Source organism: Streptomyces sp. NPDC005262, assembly GCF_042872425.1.
GTDB lineage: Bacteria > Actinomycetota > Actinomycetes > Streptomycetales > Streptomycetaceae > Streptomyces.
The window spans coordinates 916091-933956 of the sequence record NZ_JBIAKK010000001.1 but is presented as its reverse complement, the minus strand read 5'-3'; the positions used below and the strand labels follow the sequence as shown (position 1 = coordinate 933956).

At 68.0% G+C, this 17866-nt stretch carries 19 protein-coding genes, 3 tRNA genes and 1 pseudogene; 15 read left to right on the top strand and 8 right to left on the bottom strand.

Translation table 11 applies throughout. The features are described 5' to 3' along the window. The first annotated feature begins 48 nt into the window (after positions 1–48). The 5 genes from ACFYP5_RS04210 to ACFYP5_RS04190 all read left to right on the top strand — a co-directional run bounded on the left by ACFYP5_RS04210 (position 49) and on the right by ACFYP5_RS04190 (position 2797). Positions 49–510 carry an MscL family protein gene (locus ACFYP5_RS04210; protein ID WP_389030194.1) on the top strand — a complete coding sequence of 154 codons (462 nt, stop codon included), beginning with the start codon at positions 49–51 and terminating at the stop codon, positions 508–510. A gap of 222 nt (positions 511–732) precedes the next feature. Further along, a complete protein-coding gene (gene htpX, locus ACFYP5_RS04205) occupies positions 733–1596 on the top strand; it encodes a zinc metalloprotease HtpX (RefSeq protein ID WP_389030190.1) in 864 nt (287 codons plus the stop codon). Beyond that, positions 1593–1985 (top strand): YccF domain-containing protein, encoded by a 393-nt coding sequence (locus tag ACFYP5_RS04200; RefSeq protein WP_389030187.1) that lies wholly within the window; start codon positions 1593–1595, stop codon positions 1983–1985. The genes htpX and ACFYP5_RS04200 overlap by 4 nt, the downstream gene beginning before the upstream one ends. A gap of 101 nt (positions 1986–2086) precedes the next feature. Further along, complete coding sequence (locus ACFYP5_RS04195) at positions 2087–2425, top strand: hypothetical protein (RefSeq protein ID WP_389030184.1); 339 nt, start codon at positions 2087–2089, stop codon at positions 2423–2425. A 99-nt stretch (positions 2426–2524) separates the two neighbouring features. Continuing rightward, positions 2525–2797: a GlsB/YeaQ/YmgE family stress response membrane protein gene (locus tag ACFYP5_RS04190; RefSeq protein ID WP_389030181.1), complete on the top strand. Its 273-nt coding sequence runs from the start codon at positions 2525–2527 to the stop codon at positions 2795–2797. Positions 2798–2814: 17 nt separating this feature from the next. Here the strand turns inward: ACFYP5_RS04190 and ACFYP5_RS04185 are convergent, their stop codons facing one another. From ACFYP5_RS04185 to ACFYP5_RS04175, 3 genes are all read right to left on the bottom strand, one after another. Then, complete coding sequence (locus tag ACFYP5_RS04185; protein WP_389030178.1) at positions 2815–3471, bottom strand: alpha-ketoglutarate-dependent dioxygenase AlkB family protein; 657 nt, start codon at positions 3469–3471, stop codon at positions 2815–2817. Between the two features lie 75 nt (positions 3472–3546). Continuing rightward, positions 3547–4056, bottom strand: a complete 510-nt coding sequence (locus ACFYP5_RS04180) for a methylated-DNA--[protein]-cysteine S-methyltransferase (protein WP_389030175.1) — start codon at positions 4054–4056, stop codon at positions 3547–3549. A 263-nt stretch (positions 4057–4319) separates the two neighbouring features. Then, entirely contained in the window at positions 4320–4808 is a 489-nt protein-coding gene (locus ACFYP5_RS04175; protein WP_030926258.1) for a YajQ family cyclic di-GMP-binding protein, read from the bottom strand. 168 nt (positions 4809–4976) lie between these two features. Here ACFYP5_RS04175 and ACFYP5_RS04170 point away from each other — a divergent pair. After that, a tRNA-Tyr gene (locus tag ACFYP5_RS04170) sits at positions 4977–5058 on the top strand. Positions 5059–5238: 180 nt separating this feature from the next. Here ACFYP5_RS04170 and ACFYP5_RS04165 read toward each other — a convergent pair. Then, positions 5239–5931 (bottom strand): annotated as a pseudogene (locus ACFYP5_RS04165) (site-specific integrase); the annotation flags it as partial. 72 nt (positions 5932–6003) lie between these two features. Continuing rightward, complete coding sequence (locus ACFYP5_RS04160; protein ID WP_389030173.1) at positions 6004–6603, bottom strand: hypothetical protein; 600 nt, start codon at positions 6601–6603, stop codon at positions 6004–6006. 1892 nt (positions 6604–8495) lie between these two features. On the opposite strand from ACFYP5_RS04160, the gene ACFYP5_RS04155 reads away from it, so the two are divergent. Then, complete coding sequence (locus tag ACFYP5_RS04155) at positions 8496–8891, top strand: hypothetical protein (protein WP_389030170.1); 396 nt, start codon at positions 8496–8498, stop codon at positions 8889–8891. 1233 nt (positions 8892–10124) lie between these two features. Here the strand turns inward: ACFYP5_RS04155 and ACFYP5_RS04150 are convergent. From ACFYP5_RS04150 to ACFYP5_RS04140, 3 genes are all read right to left on the bottom strand, one after another. Continuing rightward, positions 10125–10397 (bottom strand): aldo/keto reductase, encoded by a 273-nt coding sequence (locus ACFYP5_RS04150; protein ID WP_389030763.1) that lies wholly within the window; start codon positions 10395–10397, stop codon positions 10125–10127. Positions 10398–10760: 363 nt separating this feature from the next. After that, positions 10761–11417 (bottom strand): SDR family oxidoreductase, encoded by a 657-nt coding sequence (locus ACFYP5_RS04145; RefSeq protein ID WP_389030167.1) that lies wholly within the window; start codon positions 11415–11417, stop codon positions 10761–10763. Between the two features lie 34 nt (positions 11418–11451). Further along, complete coding sequence (locus tag ACFYP5_RS04140) at positions 11452–12729, bottom strand: amidohydrolase family protein (protein ID WP_389030165.1); 1278 nt, start codon at positions 12727–12729, stop codon at positions 11452–11454. Between the two features lie 333 nt (positions 12730–13062). Between ACFYP5_RS04140 and ACFYP5_RS04135 the strand changes: the two genes are divergently transcribed. The 8 genes from ACFYP5_RS04135 (at position 13063) to ACFYP5_RS04100 (ending at position 17863) form a co-directional block, all read left to right on the top strand. After that, positions 13063–13135 (top strand) — tRNA-Thr (locus tag ACFYP5_RS04135). Between the two features lie 47 nt (positions 13136–13182). Next, positions 13183–13255: transfer RNA gene (locus ACFYP5_RS04130), tRNA-Met, on the top strand. Positions 13256–13344: 89 nt separating this feature from the next. Then, complete coding sequence (gene rpmG, locus ACFYP5_RS04125) at positions 13345–13509, top strand: 50S ribosomal protein L33 (RefSeq protein WP_003956487.1); 165 nt, start codon at positions 13345–13347, stop codon at positions 13507–13509. Between the two features lie 118 nt (positions 13510–13627). Then, entirely contained in the window at positions 13628–14080 is a 453-nt protein-coding gene (locus tag ACFYP5_RS04120; protein WP_389030162.1) for a MaoC family dehydratase N-terminal domain-containing protein, read from the top strand. Further along, positions 14080–14508, top strand: a complete 429-nt coding sequence (locus tag ACFYP5_RS04115; RefSeq protein WP_389030159.1) for a MaoC family dehydratase — start codon at positions 14080–14082, stop codon at positions 14506–14508. The genes ACFYP5_RS04120 and ACFYP5_RS04115 overlap by 1 nt, the downstream gene beginning before the upstream one ends. Positions 14509–14650: 142 nt before the next feature. Beyond that, a complete protein-coding gene (locus tag ACFYP5_RS04110) occupies positions 14651–15199 on the top strand; it encodes a TetR/AcrR family transcriptional regulator (RefSeq protein ID WP_389030760.1) in 549 nt (182 codons plus the stop codon). Between the two features lie 75 nt (positions 15200–15274). Then, positions 15275–16735 carry an MFS transporter gene (locus tag ACFYP5_RS04105; RefSeq protein WP_389030156.1) on the top strand — a complete coding sequence of 487 codons (1461 nt, stop codon included), beginning with the start codon at positions 15275–15277 and terminating at the stop codon, positions 16733–16735. Between the two features lie 72 nt (positions 16736–16807). Further along, entirely contained in the window at positions 16808–17863 is a 1056-nt protein-coding gene (locus ACFYP5_RS04100) for a UDP-N-acetylmuramate dehydrogenase (RefSeq protein ID WP_389030154.1), read from the top strand. The last annotated feature ends 3 nt before the right edge of the window (positions 17864–17866 follow it).

Below are 17866 nucleotides of genomic sequence, written 5' to 3'. Positions count from 1 at the left end.
GACACAGACGTACGACACACACGCATACGGCGAAGAGGAGCGAGAGCAGTGCTGAACGGGTTCAAGGACTTCATCCTGCGCGGAAACGTCATCTCCATGGCGATCGGACTCGCCGTCGGAGCCGCGTTCACCGCAGTCGTCACCGGCTTCAGCACCGCCTTCATCACCCCTCTGATCGGCCTCGCCACCGGCTCCGTCGGCGACTTCAGCACGGCCGAGTTCTCGGTCGAGGGCGCCATCTTCCCGTACGGCAAGTTCCTCGCCGCCGCCATCGCCTTCCTGATCACCGCCGCGGTGCTCTACTTCTGCGTCGTCGTCCCGATGACCAAGGTCCAGAGCCGCTTCGCGTCCAGCAAGGACCAGAAGGTCGACATCAAGGCCGCCCTGCGCGACTGCCCCCGCTGCTACACCGAGATCCCCGCCATCGCCTCCCGCTGCGCCCACTGCACCAGCGAGGTCGAGCCCGACCCCGAGGCCCTCGCGCTCGCCAAGCTCCCCGCCCAGCGCTGACCCACCCGCCGCCGCCCCGCACCGCCCCCCGACACCCGTACGGCCCAATGCCTGCTCCGGCCCCAACAGCCGGACAAGCCGCCGGACACGGCCCGCCCTCCGGCCGCGCGCACAAGGGAACTAGCTTTCCTCGCCTGGCGTTGACCAGTACAGGAGGCTCCACTGGGGAGTGGAGCACCACCAGCAAAGGGTTCCCCTGCTGCACCACTTGGAGGGCGTACCGTGCACCGCCGGCACAACGGGCTGAGAACCGCCGTACTCCTCGGGGGCCTGTCAGCACTCATCATCGTCATCGGCAGCTTCTTCGGACGTACAGGCCTCGTCGTCGCGCTCGTCGTAGCAATAGGCACCAACGCCTACGCCTACTGGAACAGCGACAAACTCGCACTCAGAGCCATGCGGGCCCGCCCGGTCAGCGAGTTCGAAGCACCACAGCTGTACCGCATCGTCCGTGAACTCTCCACCGCAGCGCGGCAGCCCATGCCACGGCTCTACATCTCCCCGACCCAGGCACCCAACGCATTCGCCACCGGACGCAACCCGCGCAACGCGGCGGTCTGCTGCACCGAAGGCATCCTCCAGATCCTGGACGAACGCGAACTGCGCGGTGTCCTCGGCCACGAGCTCAGCCATGTCTACAACCGCGACATCCTGATCTCATCCGTCGCCGGAGCACTCGCCTCCGTCGTCATGTTCCTGGTGAACTTCGCCTGGCTGATCCCCGTGGGCCGATCCAACGACGACGAAGGCCCCGGCATCCTCGGCATGCTGCTGATCATGATCCTGGGCCCCCTCGCCGCCTCCGTCATCCAGCTCGCCGTCAGCCGCTCCCGCGAGTACGAAGCAGATGCCTCGGGGGCCCGGCTGACCGGCGATCCCCTGGCCCTCGCCAGCGCCCTGCGCAAACTGGACGCCGGAACGAAACAGCTCCCCCTGCCCCCCGAGCCGAAGATCGAGACCGCGAGCCACATGATGATCGCGAACCCGTTCCGCCCCGGCCAGGGGATGTCCAAGATGTTCTCGACACATCCGCCGATGGCCGAGCGCATCGCCCGACTCGAGCAGATGGCAGGTCATCGCCCGTGAAGACAATCCTGAACGTCATATGGCTGGTCCTGTGCGGCTTCTGGATGTTCCTCGCCTACATAGCCGCCGGCGTCCTCCTCTGCATCACCATCATCGGCATCCCGTTCGGCCTGGCCGCCTTCCGCATCGGCGTCTACGCCCTCTGGCCCTTCGGCTACACGGTCGTCGACCGCCGCGACGCCGGCGCGCCCTCCTGCGTGGGCAACGTCCTCTGGCTGATCCTCGCCGGCTGGTGGCTCGCCCTCGGCCACATCACCACCGGCATCCTGCTCTGCCTCACGATCATCGGCATCCCACTCGGCATCGCCAACTTCAAGCTGATCCCGGTCTCCCTCATGCCCTTCGGCAAGGAAATCGTCCGCACCGACCAGCCGTTCGCCGGACGCTGACGCAGGCCGGACAACCGGACAGCGAGGCGGCTCAGCCGCCGAGGACCACCTCGTCGACCCGTCGACGGCCCACTGTCAGTGCCGTCGTCCACCATGAACCCATGAACGCCACCGAGCAGTTGCCGACAGCCGGCGAGAAGCCGGCGCACACCGCCCCGCGACGGGAGAAGCGCCCGCTCCCCGCAGTCCCCGCCACCGAAGGCGTCGCCGGTGCGGCAGCGGCCTCCGGCTTCTCCCCGACGCCACTGCCCTCCGCCCTCCGCAACCGCATCGCCGCCGGCGGCCCGGGCCACGGGCTGCCGCGGCTCATCGGTGGACCCGCCCTCTCCGGGCAGCAGTTCCTCGTCGCCCTGCTGGACGGAACCGGCTGGTACGGAGAGGAGACCGACGACGACGCACCGGAACCGCAACCCTGGCCGGACTACAACGCCCGCACCTGAGCCCGCTGTGACCTGCCGCTCTTTCTGCTCGACCGGCAACCACGCAGGCCCGTGAAACGTCTTGGGTTTCACAACCAGGCGAAGGGTAGGTTCGGCAACATGAGCATCATCGGTTGGATCATTCTCGGACTGCTGGCCGGAGCCATTGCCAAGTTCCTGCTCCCCGGCCGCGACCCCGGCGGGCTGATCGGCACCACCATCATCGGAATCATCGGCGCCTTCATCGGCGGCTGGATATCGTCGCACTTCCTCGACCGCCCGATATCCAACGACTTCTACGACACCACGACGTGGGTCTCCGCCATCGGCGGCTCACTGGTGCTGCTCATCGTCTACCGGCTGCTCTTCGGGAACTCACGAGAGCGTCACTGACGCCCGCCCGCGCCCGGTCAGCCCAACCCGGTCTCGCGCAAGGTCACATTGAGCCGGCCACCGCTCATACCCGTCGCAGGATCAGCCGTTCCGGGGCGGACCTTCGGCACGCCGTGAAACGCGAAGCGTGACGGTCCGCCGAAGACGAACAGGTCACCGGAAGCCAATTCCACATCCGTGTAAGGCCGTCCACGGTCCCCCGTGTTGCCGAATCGGAAGACGCACGTATCGCCGATGCTGAGCGAGACGACCGGAGCGACCGACCGCTCCTCCTTGTCCTGGTGCATGCCCATCCTTGCCGCACCGTCATAGAAGTTGATCAGTGCGGTATCCGGTGCGTACACCTCGGCCGAGTACTCCTGCCCGTACGCCTCGACCAGCGCTGCCCGCCCCAACTCTGCCAACCAGTCCGGGAATTCGGCCACCTGGGCGCCGTTCACATCATCCGCGGTACGCGAATAGCGGTACGGCTGCCAGTGCCAGCCCACGCAGACCGACTGCACGGACATCACCCCGCCGCCCGGCAACACCGTGTGCCGCAGCGGCACAGGCCCCCGCGCCCACCCCCGGCACGCCTCGACCAGCTCCCGCTGCCGCTCCACCGACAGCCACTCCGGCACATGCACCGCCCCCGGCGCCACAACGGTCCGCGGCCTGGGGAAGAGACCCGCCATTCAGCACACCGCCATCCGGTACTCAGCGCCGTTCGGCATTCAGCCGCCCAGCGCACACCCATGCAGCACGCCCCCTCAGCGCACCACCAGGGCACCTTCCAGTCCCAGCAGCCGCTCCTTGCGCTCCAGACCGCCTGCGTAACCCCGCAGTGCCCCGTCCGCACCGATCACCCGATGACACGGGCGTACGACCAGCAGAGGATTGCGCCCGATCGCCGTCCCCACGGCCCGCACGCCCGCCCCGGGAGTGCCGACCCGCTCGGCAATCTGTCCGTACGACACCGTCTCCCCGTACGGGACGGTGTCCAGCGCACTCCAGACCCGGCGCTGGAACTCCGTGCCCTGCCCCTCCACATACGCGATGTCGAAGTGAGTCAGCCGGCCCTCGAAGTACGCCCGCAGCTGAGCTGCGATCCCGGCGAAGGCCTCCGGCGCGTGGATCCAGCCGCCCTGGAGGACCACGGCACCCTTCTGGCCGGGCATGGAGAGCGACGCGAGCGCCACACCGCCCGCCTCGGCAGCTGCTTCCTCGCCGACCAGCAGCAGTTCGCCCAGCGGGCTGTCGACGGTCGCGTACATGGTCATGCCGGTCCCTCTCTTCATCCGTACCGGGCGACTCCGACAGAGCGACTCCGTACAGTGCGGCGAATTGCCGAGCCACCCGAATCGCGTGAATCGCCCGATTCACCGTTCCGCACGGACAAGTCTGCGCCCGCCCGCCCCCTACGACCGGCGGTATTCGGTCATCGCACCCGGAGGTGCGAGGCCGGCCGGCACCTGCCACCCCGGCCTGACCATGCCCCGACCCCGCGCCGCGCCGCGCCCGACCGGGCGGGCGGCCGAAAGACCTACCGGTAGTTCACGAACTGCACGGCGAAGTCGAAGTCCTGCCCCTTCAAAAGCGCCTGCACGGCTTGCAGGTCGTCCCGGCTCTTCGAGCTGACCCGCAGCTCGTCGCCCTGGACCTGCGCCTTGACGCCCTTCGGGCCCTCATCGCGAATGATCTTCGCCACCTTCTTGGCGTTCTCCTGGGAGATGCCTTCCTCGATCGTGGCGAAGATCTTGTATTCCTTGCCGGACAGCTGCGGCTCGCCCGCGTCCAGCGACTTCAGTGAGATGCCCCGCTTGATCAGCTTGGACTGGAAGATGTCGAGGATCGCCTTCACGCGCTCCTCGCCGTTCGCCTCCATCAGGATCTTCTCGCCGGACCAGGAGATCGAGGCGCCCGTGCCCTTGAAGTCGTAGCGCTGCGAGATCTCCTTGGCGGCCTGGTTGAGGGCGTTGTCGACCTCCTGCCGCTCGACCTTCGAGACGATGTCGAAACTGGAGTCGGCCATGACGTGTGGCTCCTTGCGTCGTATGCGGTGGGTACAGGGCAAAGCCTAGCCATCGCCGACCGCCGCGAGCACTGATCAATCAGGTGGCGGAGCACCCCCGGTCATCAGGTATCGTTTACGTCGTCGCCAAGGAGCCCCAGTCAAACGGAGTTCTGATGCGTCGTTCGAGGCGGTGTGCCCGAGTGGCCAAAGGGAGCAGACTGTAAATCTGCCGGCTCAGCCTACCCAGGTTCGAACCCTGGCGCCGCCACAGAGCGGGAAGCCCCCGCTGACCTGCTAACACAGCAGATCAGCGGGGGTTTCTGCATGCTTGGGACACGGCTGGGGGAGGGGCCTGAAATGGGCGACTTGTCTCACCTCATACCGCCGGTATCCCGCCTCTGAACCGGCCGTGTCCCCCCACCTGTCCCCTCGGGGGAACAGACGGCCCTCACTCCGGTTCATTCCACTCACGCAGTGCCGCATCGATCCGATGGTTGGCACGCTCCTGCGTCTGCGCCAGCACCTTCGCGTACACCCGGAACAGAACGGCGATGGTGTGCCACACCCGCCGCGCGCACTCCATCGGATCCACTTCGGAACTGAGCCAGAACGAGACCCCGGCATGGCGCAGACCATAAGGGCGGCGCGCGAGCAGAGACGCGGCCTCCTGCTCGGTCAGCACGTCCTTGCGGGCTCGCGCCCAGACCTCGCCGTATCCAGTCCCCTGGAGCAGCCCCCCACGACTCGTCCGGAACAGCCGACCGTCCGGAGCGACTCCGTGAGTGGCGATGTGCTGGCGCAGCAGCCGTACGAAATGTGGCGGGATCGGTACGGGCCGAGAGTCCTTGACCGCCCGAGCCTTGAGGTGACGCATCTCGTGCGCCTGCCCGTCGTCAGTCCAGTTCCGCCCAGCTCGAGTGGCCCCCTGGCGCAGCGTCAGCGTGCCCCATCCCGTTTCCGGCAGGTGGCATTGCTCGCGACGAAGGGCTGTTGCCTCGGCCGGCCGCATGGCCGCGTAGTACAGGCACCCGAAGAACACCTCCAAGTGCGCGCCACGCGGCCCCTGTTCCCGAATACCCTTGAGCAGTGAGCGCGCCTGGCGGGGGTTGGCGACGCTCTCGGGGTCGACTTCCTCGGCAGACAACAAGCGAAGAAGAGCCCGTCAGCAAGCTGACGGGCTCCCGCGAAAGATCGAGGCTAACCGGCCATCAGGTCAGATCGTCGGTGTGTCATCGACGATCTCCTTGTGCGGTTCGACAATGAACCTCCAGCCCTCGCTGGGCTCCAGGAACCGCACTCGGGTCGGGTAGATGTCCAGGGCACGGCGGTCGCGGTTTTGGCTGTTCGTGTTCTTCCGCCCCCGGGCCGGCTCCTCGTACAGGTCGACCTTGACGTCCGGCACCGCGACGGTCTCCTCGCTCCAGCGCTGAACGATCCCCGCGCCGAATGCTTCCCGTGCGGCGGAGTAGAGCGACTCCAGTGATTCCTTGTTCCCGTCGGGCACGAAGAGGGCGAGGTTCAGGAGGACGCCCGCACTCTGGAGAACCTCGATTTGTTCCCCTGCCTTGTCGGCAATCCAGATCCCGCGCTCTTCGACGTTGTCCGGGAGAATATGAATTTCCTCACCGAAGATCGTCCTCGCGGTGAAGGACCCTCCCTCGAAATTCTTACCCGGCCTCGTAAGGAAAGCCGGGGCGTAGGAGTCGAGAGGAAGGCCATCCATCTCCGCCGAGACGAAGATGCCGTCCTGGAGGCCCAATTCGAAAACCTCGTCGGCCGTAAGACGTCGAGCCGTAACCTTCTCGGTATTCACGCCATTCCCCTTTTTTTGCGGCGTCCTGTAAATTCATTAGGACTATACCATGAAAACGAACAGTGAATCCCTTTACGTGCACCTTCGCTCCCGCGATTGTGCAGTCAACCCTCCGAGTGGTTTCTTCCGACGGAACAGCCTGGCAAATCCTCTCGCATCGTGAGCGAAATATAGCCCCCGTAGGGAAATGCGGTGAGGTCCAAGAGGTGGCTCACTGCTTCGGCGGGGTCTTCGGAGCTAACCTAAAAGCCTAAGTCCACTGCCATAGGAACGACGTGCCCTGAGTCGAGCGTTAAGTATCAGCCACCGACCACGGTTGGAGGCTGCAGGTTCTGATCCCCACACCAAGCGGTAGCTCCCCGGAAGTTGCGGTAGGTTGGTGCACCGCTCGGGGGCCGTTCGGTTGCCCGCGCAGCCTCAGAGTGGCGCCATCTCCAACTCTGATTACCCACTGAACGGGGAGGAGAGGACATGCGCTTCCTGCGCACTCGCGTTGCGCCGGTCGCCTTGTCTCTCGGGGCGGGTTTGCTACTTGGCCTAGTGGGCCCCGTGGCTGGGAAATGGGATGATCCCGTTTGCGTCGCCGTGAGCACTGTTTTTTCTAGTGGTTGGCCGTGGGCCTGTTTCGCATTCTCGGTGGGCTATTTCCGCCGATCCAAGATCGAGTCGGCGTCGCTGTCGTCTTTGGGGTTGGCTATCGGCGTAGTCACGTACTACCTTTTTAAGGATATGAACCCCACCATTCCGGCCGGAATGGAACCTGTCGCCTCCGTTCCGGCCGGAATGGAACCCGGCGCCTCCAGCCAGGGGCAAATTCTCGTGTGGGGTATAGCGGCTTTCGTGTTCGGTGCGCCTGTGGGACTCGTGGGCAACGTAGCGCGAACGCCCGGAGTTGGTGGCCTTCTCTTCCGCCTGCTCGTTCCATTGATCGCCTTCTTCGAGGCCACTCAGCGCTTGAGTACAGAGGCTGACTCGCAAGGGATGACGTTCTCCATAACCTGGAACACGATTCGCGTTGCTGCGATCATTTCCGCTGTCGCTCTCGTCGGGCACACAGTGTGGAGCTGGCGCGCTCGACGCAGCCGACCCGAGGGGTGGGCGGAAGGTGGCGTGTCAGCAAAGCGTCGCCAACCAAGTTAGTCGCCAAGTGAAATGTGAGCGGCCTTGGTCGAACGGCCGACCAGCGCTCGAAACGGGCGAGGGTCTCCCGCGGTGTTCTTGGGGCCCTCCCCCAGGTGTGCCCCAGGGGTGTCTCGCGACGGAGAAGCTGCAGGTGAAATGGGTCAAGGGGAGCCCTCTGTAAATCTGCCGGCTCAGCCTACCCAGGTTCGAACCCTGGCGCCGCTACAGAACGAGAATCCCCCGCTGACCTGCTAACACAGCAGATCGGCGGGGGTTTCTGCATGCCTGGGCGACGGTGTCCCGCCCACTCATGACGGCGGCGGGCTCGTTCCTGGCACGAATGACACCGGCCACGGTCGAGCGCGTCCTGAGGCAGCGCTCCGCAACTCCCGGTCGGGCTCTGTGGGGTGGGAGTGGGGTGCTACATCCAGCGACTGAGGAAGTGCTTGGTCTGCGGGCACGGCACCTGGGCGCGGACTGTGAAGCAAGCCGTCGTGGTGAGTCACCGTGGGTTCAAATCCCGCAACCACCGCAGCGGTTCAGCGTATGTGCGTGCTGGCCGGAAGGGTGTCTGTCGGTAAGGGGCACCCCTTGCGCGTTCACCTTGGCTCACCCTGATTCGCGCGGTCCCGGCCTTGACCAGTGTGTGTGGGCCTTCGAGGCCGCCACGGGGCAGACACTCGATGAGGGGGTCCGCCTCCTCCAGATCTTCGTCGTTTACACTTTCGCCGTCACGCATAGTGAGGCATCACGTGAGCAGGGTAACTGAAATGCTGCGTAAACCGTGGCGCCCCCATGTGCTCGGGGCGGCCCTGATCGTCGTACTCGTCGCGGAGTCGGCTGTGATCGTCGCCCAGCAAGGGCAGATCGATGATCTGCAAGTGCAGCACATCGACCTCCAGGAACACCTCGTCGAGCCCAGTGCCTCCGGTCCGTCCGGCCCTCCTGGTCCCTCCGGCCCCGCCGGCCCACCAGGCAAGGACGGGAAGGACGGGCAGGACGGGCGGGACGGGCGGGACGGGAGGGAGGGGCGGGACGGCTCGCCGGGCAAGGACGGGACGGACGGTCAAGCCGCCGCAGCCGAGCCAGCGCCGACTGAGTCCCAGGGGCGCCGTGGGGAGGCCGACGACAGAGCCCTCCCGGGCGGTTCCTCCGTCAGGCACTAGAAGATGTTCGACCCTGCCGTCACCGGACGGGGGTACTCGCAGTTGCGGACGGCAATACACGACGAGCTGTGGCACCGGGGCGCTGGTGAGGTAGTCGATCCGGTGGTTGGCAAAAGGCTGGCGCGCCGCCCTGCGTTCGACTCCGTGGCTTTTGTCTTGTGCCGGTGAACCGTGAGGTCGCGCTTCGCCTCAATGGCGTGCTTCAGCGGCTCCGTGCAGGGGCGGACGAACTGGGCCTGTGAGGTCGCCGCGGCAGGTACTTGATGAGGAGGTCCGCCTCCGCCGGATCTTCGGCATTTTCACTTTCACCGTCACGCACTGCGAGGGATGCTGTGAGTAGCGTAAACGAAGCGCCAGGTAGATCGTGGCGGCCCCTTGTGCTCGGCGCCGTACTGATCTTCGTGCTTGTCGCGCAGTCGGCTGCACTCGTCGCCCACCAAATGCAGATCGACGATCTGCAGACAGAGCACATGGACCTCCAGGCGCACCTGGTCGAGCCCAGTGCCTCCGGTCCGTCCGGCCCCCCCGGTCCGCGCGGCCCGTCCGGCCCGCCAGGCAGGGACGGCAAGCCCGGGCGATACGGGGAAGACGGCCATAACGGTAGGCCTGGTCATCAGGGCAGGAGGGGGAGGGACGGCCAGAACGGGTAAACGCTGCCGCCGAGCCGTCGCCGGCCGAGACCGACCGGAGGAGATCAATCCTTCCTTGACCGGACGGGACAAGCGCCGCCGAATGGCCGATGTTCGGCAGGCCGGTCAGGTGGACCCGGGCGGCATCGAGATGGCCGTGGGTCAGGTTCCAGCGAGCACCTTCGCGTACGCCCGGAACAGAACCGCGATGGCGTGGCACGCCTGCCGCGCGCATTCCGTCGGTACGGTGGCATGTCCGTGATCGGTGGACGGGTCGACAGATCCCTGCATGCGACCGGTTGGTGACGGTGCTGTATGCCCCTTCGGGTAAGGGGGCGCAGAGCGCGTGCGGATTGCTCCCGTTCAGCTGCCCTGCCTGCCGCGGCCCGTGTGGTCTGCCCATCTTCGGTCTGGGTGCCTAGGGCCTGCCGCGAACGGCGATGGGGCCCGGGCGCCCGGTCCGCGGGCACGCCGGGCCCGGACTGCAAAGCTGCTGTCGCTGGACGCTGCCCGGCGGATCTGGACGATCCACGGCGTTGGCTTCTATCGCGGGAGTTGTCTGCCCGTACCAGAGGCGTGGGCAGGCAACGGGCACGTGCTGGTGTCAGCTCAATCGTCCGCCGAGGCCGCCTTCGGGGACGATTTCGGCGATGCGGGCGAGGTCCTCGGTGGTCAGCGTCAGGCCGGCCGCGGCGATGTTCTGCGCGACGTGGCCGGGGTTGCGCGAGCCCGGGATGGGGACGAGGTAGTCCTTCTTCGCGAGTAGCCACGCCAGCGCCAGTTGCGACAGGAGAGCGCCCTTGCTGTCGGCGAACGTGGTGAGCTCGTCGACGATGGCGAGGTTCGTGTCGAAGTTCTCCGGCTGCCACCAGGCCAGGCGCTGGCGGTTCGGCGCCGGTGGGAGTGGTGTCCGCGGTGAGGGCTGCTACCGCCGCCCGGGCCGAGTGGGCGGCACCGTTCGTCGTCTGCCCGGCCTGGGCGACGGGACTGCTCAGCCGACCCGTGCGTTGCGCCGGTCGGCGTGCGGTCAGCTGTTGGCCGGTGGCTTCATGGAGGTCACACGACGCGTCAGGTGGCCGTACGGAACAGGGTCGCTGCACGACTCCGACCGTCCGGCCGCGTCGCCCGAGAACACCCGCGCGATCAAGAGTTGGCGAGGGGAGGACGGAGGGCGTTCGACGGTGACCGCGTGTTCACCGTCGAACGGATTCCGGGAACCCGGAGCTGCGCAGCCGGTCGCTCAGTTCCCCGCGACGTCCTTCACCGCCACCGTCACCGGCACACTCCCCGAGACCAGTTCCAGTGTCAGGCCGGCCGTCGCCGGGGTGTCGAGCAGCTCCAGCAGCGCCGCCGCCACGTCGTCGCGCGGCACCGGTGCGCGTCCCGTCGAGACGGACAGCTGAACCTGGCCGGTACCGGCGTCGTTCGTCAGCATTCCGGGGCGCAGGATCGTCCAGTCGAGCGCTGTCCTGGAACGTACATACGCGTCGGCGGCGCCCTTGGCTCTCAGGTATGCGTCGAAGACCTCGTTGCCCGGGTGGTCCGGATCGGCACCCATGGCCGACACCACGATGTAGCGCCGTACGCCGGCCCGTTCCGCGGCGTCCGCGAAGAGCACCGCCGCGCCGCGGTCCACCGTGTCCTTGCGTTCCGTACCGCTGTTGGGGCCGGCGCCGGCTGCGAAGACCGCTGCGTCGGCGCCGCGCAGGACCTCCGCCGTCCGGTCCACGGTGGCCGATTCGAGGTCCAGGACCACCGGTTCGGCGCCGGCCGCCCGGAGGTCCCCGCTCTGTTCCGGATTGCGGATGATGCCTGCCGCTTCATCTCCGCGCGCAGCGAGCAGCCGCTCCAGCCGCAGCGCGATCTGACCATGTCCACCTGCGATGACAATGCGCATGGTCACGACCGTACGCCGCAGCGCGCCGCCTCGCTCAAGGCCCGCCGCCCGGTCCGGAATCCGGTCGTCCTTGGCGTGGCAGGTCGAGGGCCACGACGGTCTCCGAGTCGCAGTACTCGCGTACTGCGCTCGTACGTGCCACTACTCGTCCGCGGTGCACGACGATCCGGCTGTACGCGAGGGAGAGCACGCCCGGGAGTTGTTCGCCGCGTACGGCCAGGAGTTCGGCGGGGAAGCCCGCTTCGACGCGGACTTCGGGCAGCCCCATGGCCCTTCTGGCGGCGGCGGACACCATGCCGTACGCGTCCTCGGCCCGTAGTCCGCTCTGTGAGGCGAGCAGGTAGGCGGCCTCCAGCGGGTCACCTCGGCCGACCGGATTGGCGACGTCGCGCAGTGCCCCGCTGCCGGCCGCGACGTGTACCCCGGCCGCGCGCAGGAGCCGTACCGGTGCCGTGCCTCGGCGTTCCGCCCCGCAGCAGCCGCCCTGAGGGAGGCAGATGACGGTCACTCCGGCGGCGGCGAGCTGATCGGCGGCGCGGATCGTGGTCTGCGGGGGGAGGTGGGAGAGGCCGGCGCACGGGCCGATCGAGACTCCGGGCCGCAGTCCGGCTGCCATGGCGGCGAGGCGGGTGAGGCGGGCGGGATCGTCACCGTCCGTATGCAGGTCGACGGGGCAGCCGTGTTCGGCGGCGATGTCCAGGACGGCTTCGGCGTATCCGGCCGGGTCGGGGTCGAGGTCGGGGCAGCCGCCGACCACGCCTGCGCCCATCTTCACCGCGTCCCGGAGCATCGCGAGGCTGTCGGCGCCCGCGGTTCCGGTGAGCAGGCGGGGTACGGCGACCGGGGTGAGGTCGGTGAGTCCGCGCAGTGAGTGGCGGGCCTGCAGCATCGCTTCGAGCGGGGCGAGCCCGGTTGCGTCGCCGATCCGTACGTGCGAGCGCAGTGCGGTGGCGCCGTGGCCGAGTTGCAGGAGGGCGGCTTCGGTGGCGCGGCGCTGGATGTCCTCGGGGTGGTGCGAGGCGGGTCCGGGGCTGTGGGGGCCCGCGCTGTCGGCGGTGAGGGCGGTGTCGCTGTGGGCGTGGGGCTCGGCGGGGGCGGGGAGCAGCAGGTAGCCGCGGAGGTCCACGCGGGCGCCGGGTGCGGTCAGGCTGCCTGTGGTGCCGACGGCTTCGATGCGGCCGCCGCCGAGCCGTACGTCCACGATGCGGCCGTCGATGAGACGGGCGCCGCACAGCACCAGCGGAGTGGTTTCGGTGGTGCTGGCCGAGTCGGCGGCGGGGTCGTCCGGCTGCCGTGGCTGGCTGTCGGGCATCGTGCTCCTGAATGGGTGGCAAGATCACGCAGAGTGAGTCGAGCCTAGGGGCGTGTTCGTCCCGGTTCGAGCAGGGGCGAAATAGTCGTACCGGTGTGGCCTGGTGCGGCGTACGGGGCAGGTGTGGGGGGCCGGGACGGTCGGTGCGGTGGCCGGACCGGGGGTGGCCGGGGATGGATCAAGTCGCTGATCAGGTGGCCGGTCCGGGGTTCGACCGGCTGGGGACGAGTGGCCGATCAAAGGGATCGGGGCGGTGGCGATCTACGTCTCGGTGGGGGGCTCCGAAACGGATTTGGGCGATCGGCGAGGGACCGTGTAATGTCTTCATCGCTCGCCCCAATAGCTCAGTCGGTAGAGCGTCTCCATGGTAAGGAGAAGGTCTACGGTTCGATTCCGTATTGGGGCTCTGGTGATCGGGGAACCCCGCCTCACGGCGGGGGGACCCGGCATCAAAGCGGTGTAGCTCAGTCGGTAGAGCAAGCGGCTCATAATCGCTGTGTCACCGGTTCAAGTCCGGTCACCGCTACTTACGGTAGCCGATTGTGGGGTCGGTCCTTCGATCGGCTACTCTTTTTTGCGTTCATCCGTCCATCCGTCCGTCCAAGGAGCACTCACGTGGCTGCCACCGACGTCCGCCCGAAGATCACGCTGGCCTGCGTGGAGTGCAAGGAGCGGAACTACATCACCAAGAAGAACCGGCGTAACAACCCGGACCGTCTTGAGATGAAGAAGCACTGCCCGCGCTGCAACTCGCACACTGCGCACCGCGAAACCCGCTGAATCAGGCTCGTACACGAGGCCGTCCCCACTGGGGGCGGCCTCGTGTCGTTGTACAGGGCTGTTCCGTGCGGGGCCGCTCTTCGGCCCATTCGTCTTTCCACCAGGAGGTAGCGAGCCCATGGCGCTCGACCAGTCCTTCGTGGGGCGGACCTATCCGCCCACCGCGCCGTACGAGGTCGGCCGGGAGAAGATCCGTGAGTTCGCCGAGGCGGTGGGCGACTCCAATCCGGCGTATCTGGATCCTGACGCTGCTCGTGCGCTCGGGCATTCCGATGTGATCGCGCCGCCCACCTTTGTCTTCTCGATCACTTTCAAGGCTGCGGGGCAGGTGGTGCAGGACCCGCAGCTGGGCCTGGACTACAGCCGGGTCGTGCACGGTGACCAGAAGTTCGCGTATGTGCGTCCGGTGCGGGCGGGGGACCGGCTGACGGTCACCTCGACGATCGAGGGCATCAAGTCCCTGGCGGGCAACGACATCCTCGACATCCGTGGTGAGGTCCACGACGAGGCCGGCGAGCCTGTCGTGACCGCGTGGACGAAGCTGGTGGCGCGCGCCGCCGAGGAGGCGTGATGACGGCGAAGGTTGCGTACAAGTCGGTCGAGGTCGGTACGGAGCTGCCCGCGCAGTCGTTCCCGGTGACCCGCGCGATGCTGGTGCAGTACGCGGGTGCCTCCGGTGACTTCAACCCGATCCACTGGAACGAGAAGTTCGCGCGTGAGGTCGGGCTGCCGGATGTGATCGCGCACGGCATGTTCACCATGGCCGAGGCGATCCGGGTGGTCACGGACTGGGTCGGGGACCCGGGTGCGGTCGTGGAGTACGGGGTGCGGTTCACCAAGCCGGTCGTCGTGCCGAACGACGACAAGGGTGCGCTGGTCGAGGTCGGTGCCAAGGTGGCGGCCCTGCTGGACGACAACCAGGTGCGGGTGGACCTGACTGCGATGAGTGAGGACAAGAAGGTGCTGGGCATGTCCCGCGCCGTTGTGCGGCTCGCCTGAGCCGCTGAGCCGATCCGTGCGTAAGGGGCACCCGCCCATGGTGGGTGCCCCTTACGCGTGGGCTCCTGTGCGGCTTTCCTGGTCTCACACCTACCGCTTGACCAAGTTAGTGATTGAGTACTAACTTAGCTGCATGGCCAGGATGAGTGCAGACGAGCGGCGCGAGAGCGTCATCCTCGCGGCGATCACCGAGTTCGCCCGCGGCGGGTACGACGGCACCTCCACGGAGGTGATCGCCAAGCGGGTCGGTGTCTCGCAGCCGTATCTCTTCCGCCTCTTCCCGAGCAAGCAGGCCATGTTCCTCGCCGCCTCCGACCGCTGCCTGGCGGACACCCGGAAGGTCTTCGCCGAGGCCGGGGAGGGCCTGGAGGGCGAGGAGGCGCTACAGGCCATGGCGGCGGCGTATCAGCGCCTCATCGTCGACGACCCCGACAAGCTACTGATGCAGATGCAGATGTACGCGGCGATCGCCGCGGCCGAGGCCGCCGGGGATCACGAGTTCGGCGAGTCGGCGCGGGCCGGCTGGCTGCGGATGTGGGACGAGGTCCACCTCGCGCTCGGCGCCGATATCGGCGGGACCACGACGTTCCTCGCTTACGGCATGCTCGTCAACACCCTGGCCTCGCTCGGCTTCCCGCCCGACCACCGGGTCTGGGCCGGCTTCTATCCCTCGGCTCGGCCGACCGCCTGAACAGTGCGACCCGGGTTCGGCCCGGTTTTCTGCCCATCAAAGTTAGTCATCAATAACTAACCCTCAGGGGGAGCAGTGAACCAGCACACCGCAGGCCGCTCAGGAGCGGTCTGGGCCCTCGTCATCACAAGCGTCGCCGGCTTCATGGCGGCGCTCGACAATCTCGTCGTCACCACCGCCCTGCCCTCCATCCGCGAGAGCCTCGGCGGCGAACTGGCGGAGCTCGAATGGACGGTGAACGCGTACACCCTGACCTTCGCCGTTCTGCTGATGTTCGGTGCGGCCCTCGGTGACCGGTTCGGCCGGCGACGGCTCTTCCTCGCCGGGCTCACCGTCTTCACCGGCGCCTCCGCCGCCGCGGCCCTGTCGTCCGGGATCAACGAGCTGATCGCCTTCCGGGCCGTCCAGGGGGTCGGTGCGGCGATCATGATGCCGCTGACGCTCACCCTGCTCACGGCCGCCGTGCCGGCCGCCCGCCGCGGCATGGCGCTCGGCATCTTCAGCGCCGTCACCGGACTGGCCGTCGCCAGCGGGCCGCTGATCGGCGGCAGCCTCACCGAGCACCTCTCCTGGCAGTGGATCTTCTGGCTGAACGTGCCGATCGGCCTGGTTCTCCTGCCGCTGGCCCGGCTGCGTCTGGCGGAGTCGTACGCCCCGAACGCCCGGCTCGACGTTCCCGGCACCCTCCTGGTCAGCGGCGGCCTCTTCGGCATCGTCTACGGGCTGGTCAACGCCAACGCCGACGGCTGGACCAGCGCCACGGTTCTCACCGGGCTGATCGCCGGTACCGCGCTGATCGGCGGATTCATCCACCACGGCTTTCACGCGAAGAACCCGATGCTGCCCATGCGGCTCTTCCGCAACCGCGGCTTCTTCGGGATCAACATGGCCGGCCTGCTGATGTTCCTCGGGATGTTCGGCTCGATCTTCCTGCTCAGCCAGTACTTCCAGGGCGTACTGGGCTACTCGCCGAGCGAGGCCGGGCTGCGCATGCTGCCCTGGACGGGCATGCCGATGCTGGTCGCCCCGATCGCCGGATATCTCTCCGACCGGTTCGGCGGCCGTCCGGTCGTCGTCACAGGTCTCGCGCTCCAGGCCGTCGGACTGGCCCTCTTCGCCGTGATCATCGCCCCCGACGCCCCGTACACCGCGCAGCTGCCCGCCCTGATGATCGGCGGTATCGGAATGGCGCTCTACTTCGCGCCGGCCGCCAGCCTGGTGATGTCCAGCGTCCGCCCCGCCGAGCAGGGCATCGCCTCCGGCGCCAACAACTCGCTGCGTGAGGTCGGTGGCGCCCTCGGTGTCGCGGTGCTGGGCTCGGTCTTCTCGGCGCAGGGCGGTTACGGCTCCGCGCAGTCCTTCACGGACGGGACTGTTCCGGCGGTCTGGATCGGCGCCGGGGTGGTGGCGCTCGCCGCGGCCGCCGCCCTGCTGATCCCGGGCCGCCGCACCGCAACGGCCCCCGGGGCGGACCCGGAGCCGGCTCCGAAGGCCGGTGCGGAGTCGGCCGAGGGGCGGGCTCCGGTCGCCGCCTGATCCATGGCCCGGTACCTACGCGGTCCGTGGCCCCGCCCGAGCGGCGGGGCCACGGACCGTACTCTTGTCCCCGTGCAGGAACTCCATGACGCCCCCCTCGCCCCCCTGACCACCTTCCGGCTCGGCGGCCCCGCGGCCCGCCTCCTCACGGCGACTACCGACGCCGAGGTGGTCGCAGCCGTGCGCGAGGCCGATGACAGCGGCACGCCGCTCCTCGTCATCGGCGGCGGCAGCAACCTGGTCATCGGCGACAAGGGCTTCGACGGCACCGCCCTGCGCATCGCGACCAAGGGGTTCGAGCTGGTCGGCACGGCGCTGGAGCTGGCCGCCGGAGAGGTCTGGACGGACGCCGTCGCCCGGACCGTCGAGGCCGGTCTGGCCGGTATCGAATGCCTGGCCGGCATCCCCGGCTCCGCGGGCGCGACGCCGATCCAGAACGTCGGTGCGTACGGTCAGGAGGTGGCGTCGACCATCACGGAGGTCGTCGCCTACGACCGGTACACACGCGAGACGGTCACGATCCCGAACGGCGAGTGCGCATTCTCGTACCGGCACAGTCGCTTCAAGGCCGAACCCGACCGCTTCGTGGTGCTGCGTGTCCGGTTCGAGCTGGAAGACGCGGGTGGCCTCTCCGCGCCCCTGAAGTACCCCGAGACGGCCCGCGCCATGGGCGTGGAGCAGGGCGAACGGGTGCCTGCGGCGGCTGCCCGCGAGACCGTCCTGCGGCTCCGCGCCGGCAAGGGCATGGTGCTCGACCCCGAGGACCACGACACCTGGTCGGCGGGCTCCTTCTTCACCAACCCGATCCTGGACGCCGCGCAGTACGCGGCGTTCCTCGCCCGCGCGAAGGACCGGCTCGGCCCCGAGGTGACGCCCCCCGCCTTCCCCGCGGACGGGGGACACACCAAGACGTCGGCGGCCTGGCTCATCGACAGGGCCGGCTTCACCAAGGGGTACGGCGCCGGCCCGGCCCGTATCTCCACCAAGCACACGCTCGCCCTCACCAACCGCGGCGGGGCGACCACCGAGGATCTGCTCGCGCTGGCCCGCGAGGTGGTGGCGGGGGTCCAGGACGTCTTCGGCGTCACGCTCGTCAATGAGCCGGTGACGGTCGGCGTCAGCCTCTGAGTC

Excerpts from the sequence above, each read along its gene's own strand:
- ACFYP5_RS04195 (WP_389030184.1), top strand. The coding sequence starts at position 2,087 with ATGAACGCCACCGAGCAGTTGCCGACAGCCGGCGAGAAGCCGGCGCAC.
- ACFYP5_RS04190 (WP_389030181.1), top strand. The coding sequence starts at position 2,525 with ATGAGCATCATCGGTTGGATCATTCTCGGACTGCTGGCCGGAGCCATT.
- ACFYP5_RS04185 (WP_389030178.1), bottom strand. The coding sequence starts at position 3,471 with ATGGCGGGTCTCTTCCCCAGGCCGCGGACCGTTGTGGCGCCGGGGGCG.
- ACFYP5_RS04180 (WP_389030175.1), bottom strand. The coding sequence starts at position 4,056 with ATGACCATGTACGCGACCGTCGACAGCCCGCTGGGCGAACTGCTGCTG.
- ACFYP5_RS04175 (WP_030926258.1), bottom strand. The coding sequence starts at position 4,808 with ATGGCCGACTCCAGTTTCGACATCGTCTCGAAGGTCGAGCGGCAGGAG.
- ACFYP5_RS04155 (WP_389030170.1), top strand. The coding sequence starts at position 8,496 with ATGCTGCGTAAACCGTGGCGCCCCCATGTGCTCGGGGCGGCCCTGATC.
- ACFYP5_RS04145 (WP_389030167.1), bottom strand. The coding sequence starts at position 11,417 with ATGCGCATTGTCATCGCAGGTGGACATGGTCAGATCGCGCTGCGGCTG.
- ACFYP5_RS04140 (WP_389030165.1), bottom strand. The coding sequence starts at position 12,729 with ATGCCCGACAGCCAGCCACGGCAGCCGGACGACCCCGCCGCCGACTCG.
- ACFYP5_RS04120 (WP_389030162.1), top strand. The coding sequence starts at position 13,628 with ATGGCGCTCGACCAGTCCTTCGTGGGGCGGACCTATCCGCCCACCGCG.
- ACFYP5_RS04115 (WP_389030159.1), top strand. The coding sequence starts at position 14,080 with ATGACGGCGAAGGTTGCGTACAAGTCGGTCGAGGTCGGTACGGAGCTG.
- ACFYP5_RS04110 (WP_389030760.1), top strand. The coding sequence starts at position 14,651 with ATGAGTGCAGACGAGCGGCGCGAGAGCGTCATCCTCGCGGCGATCACC.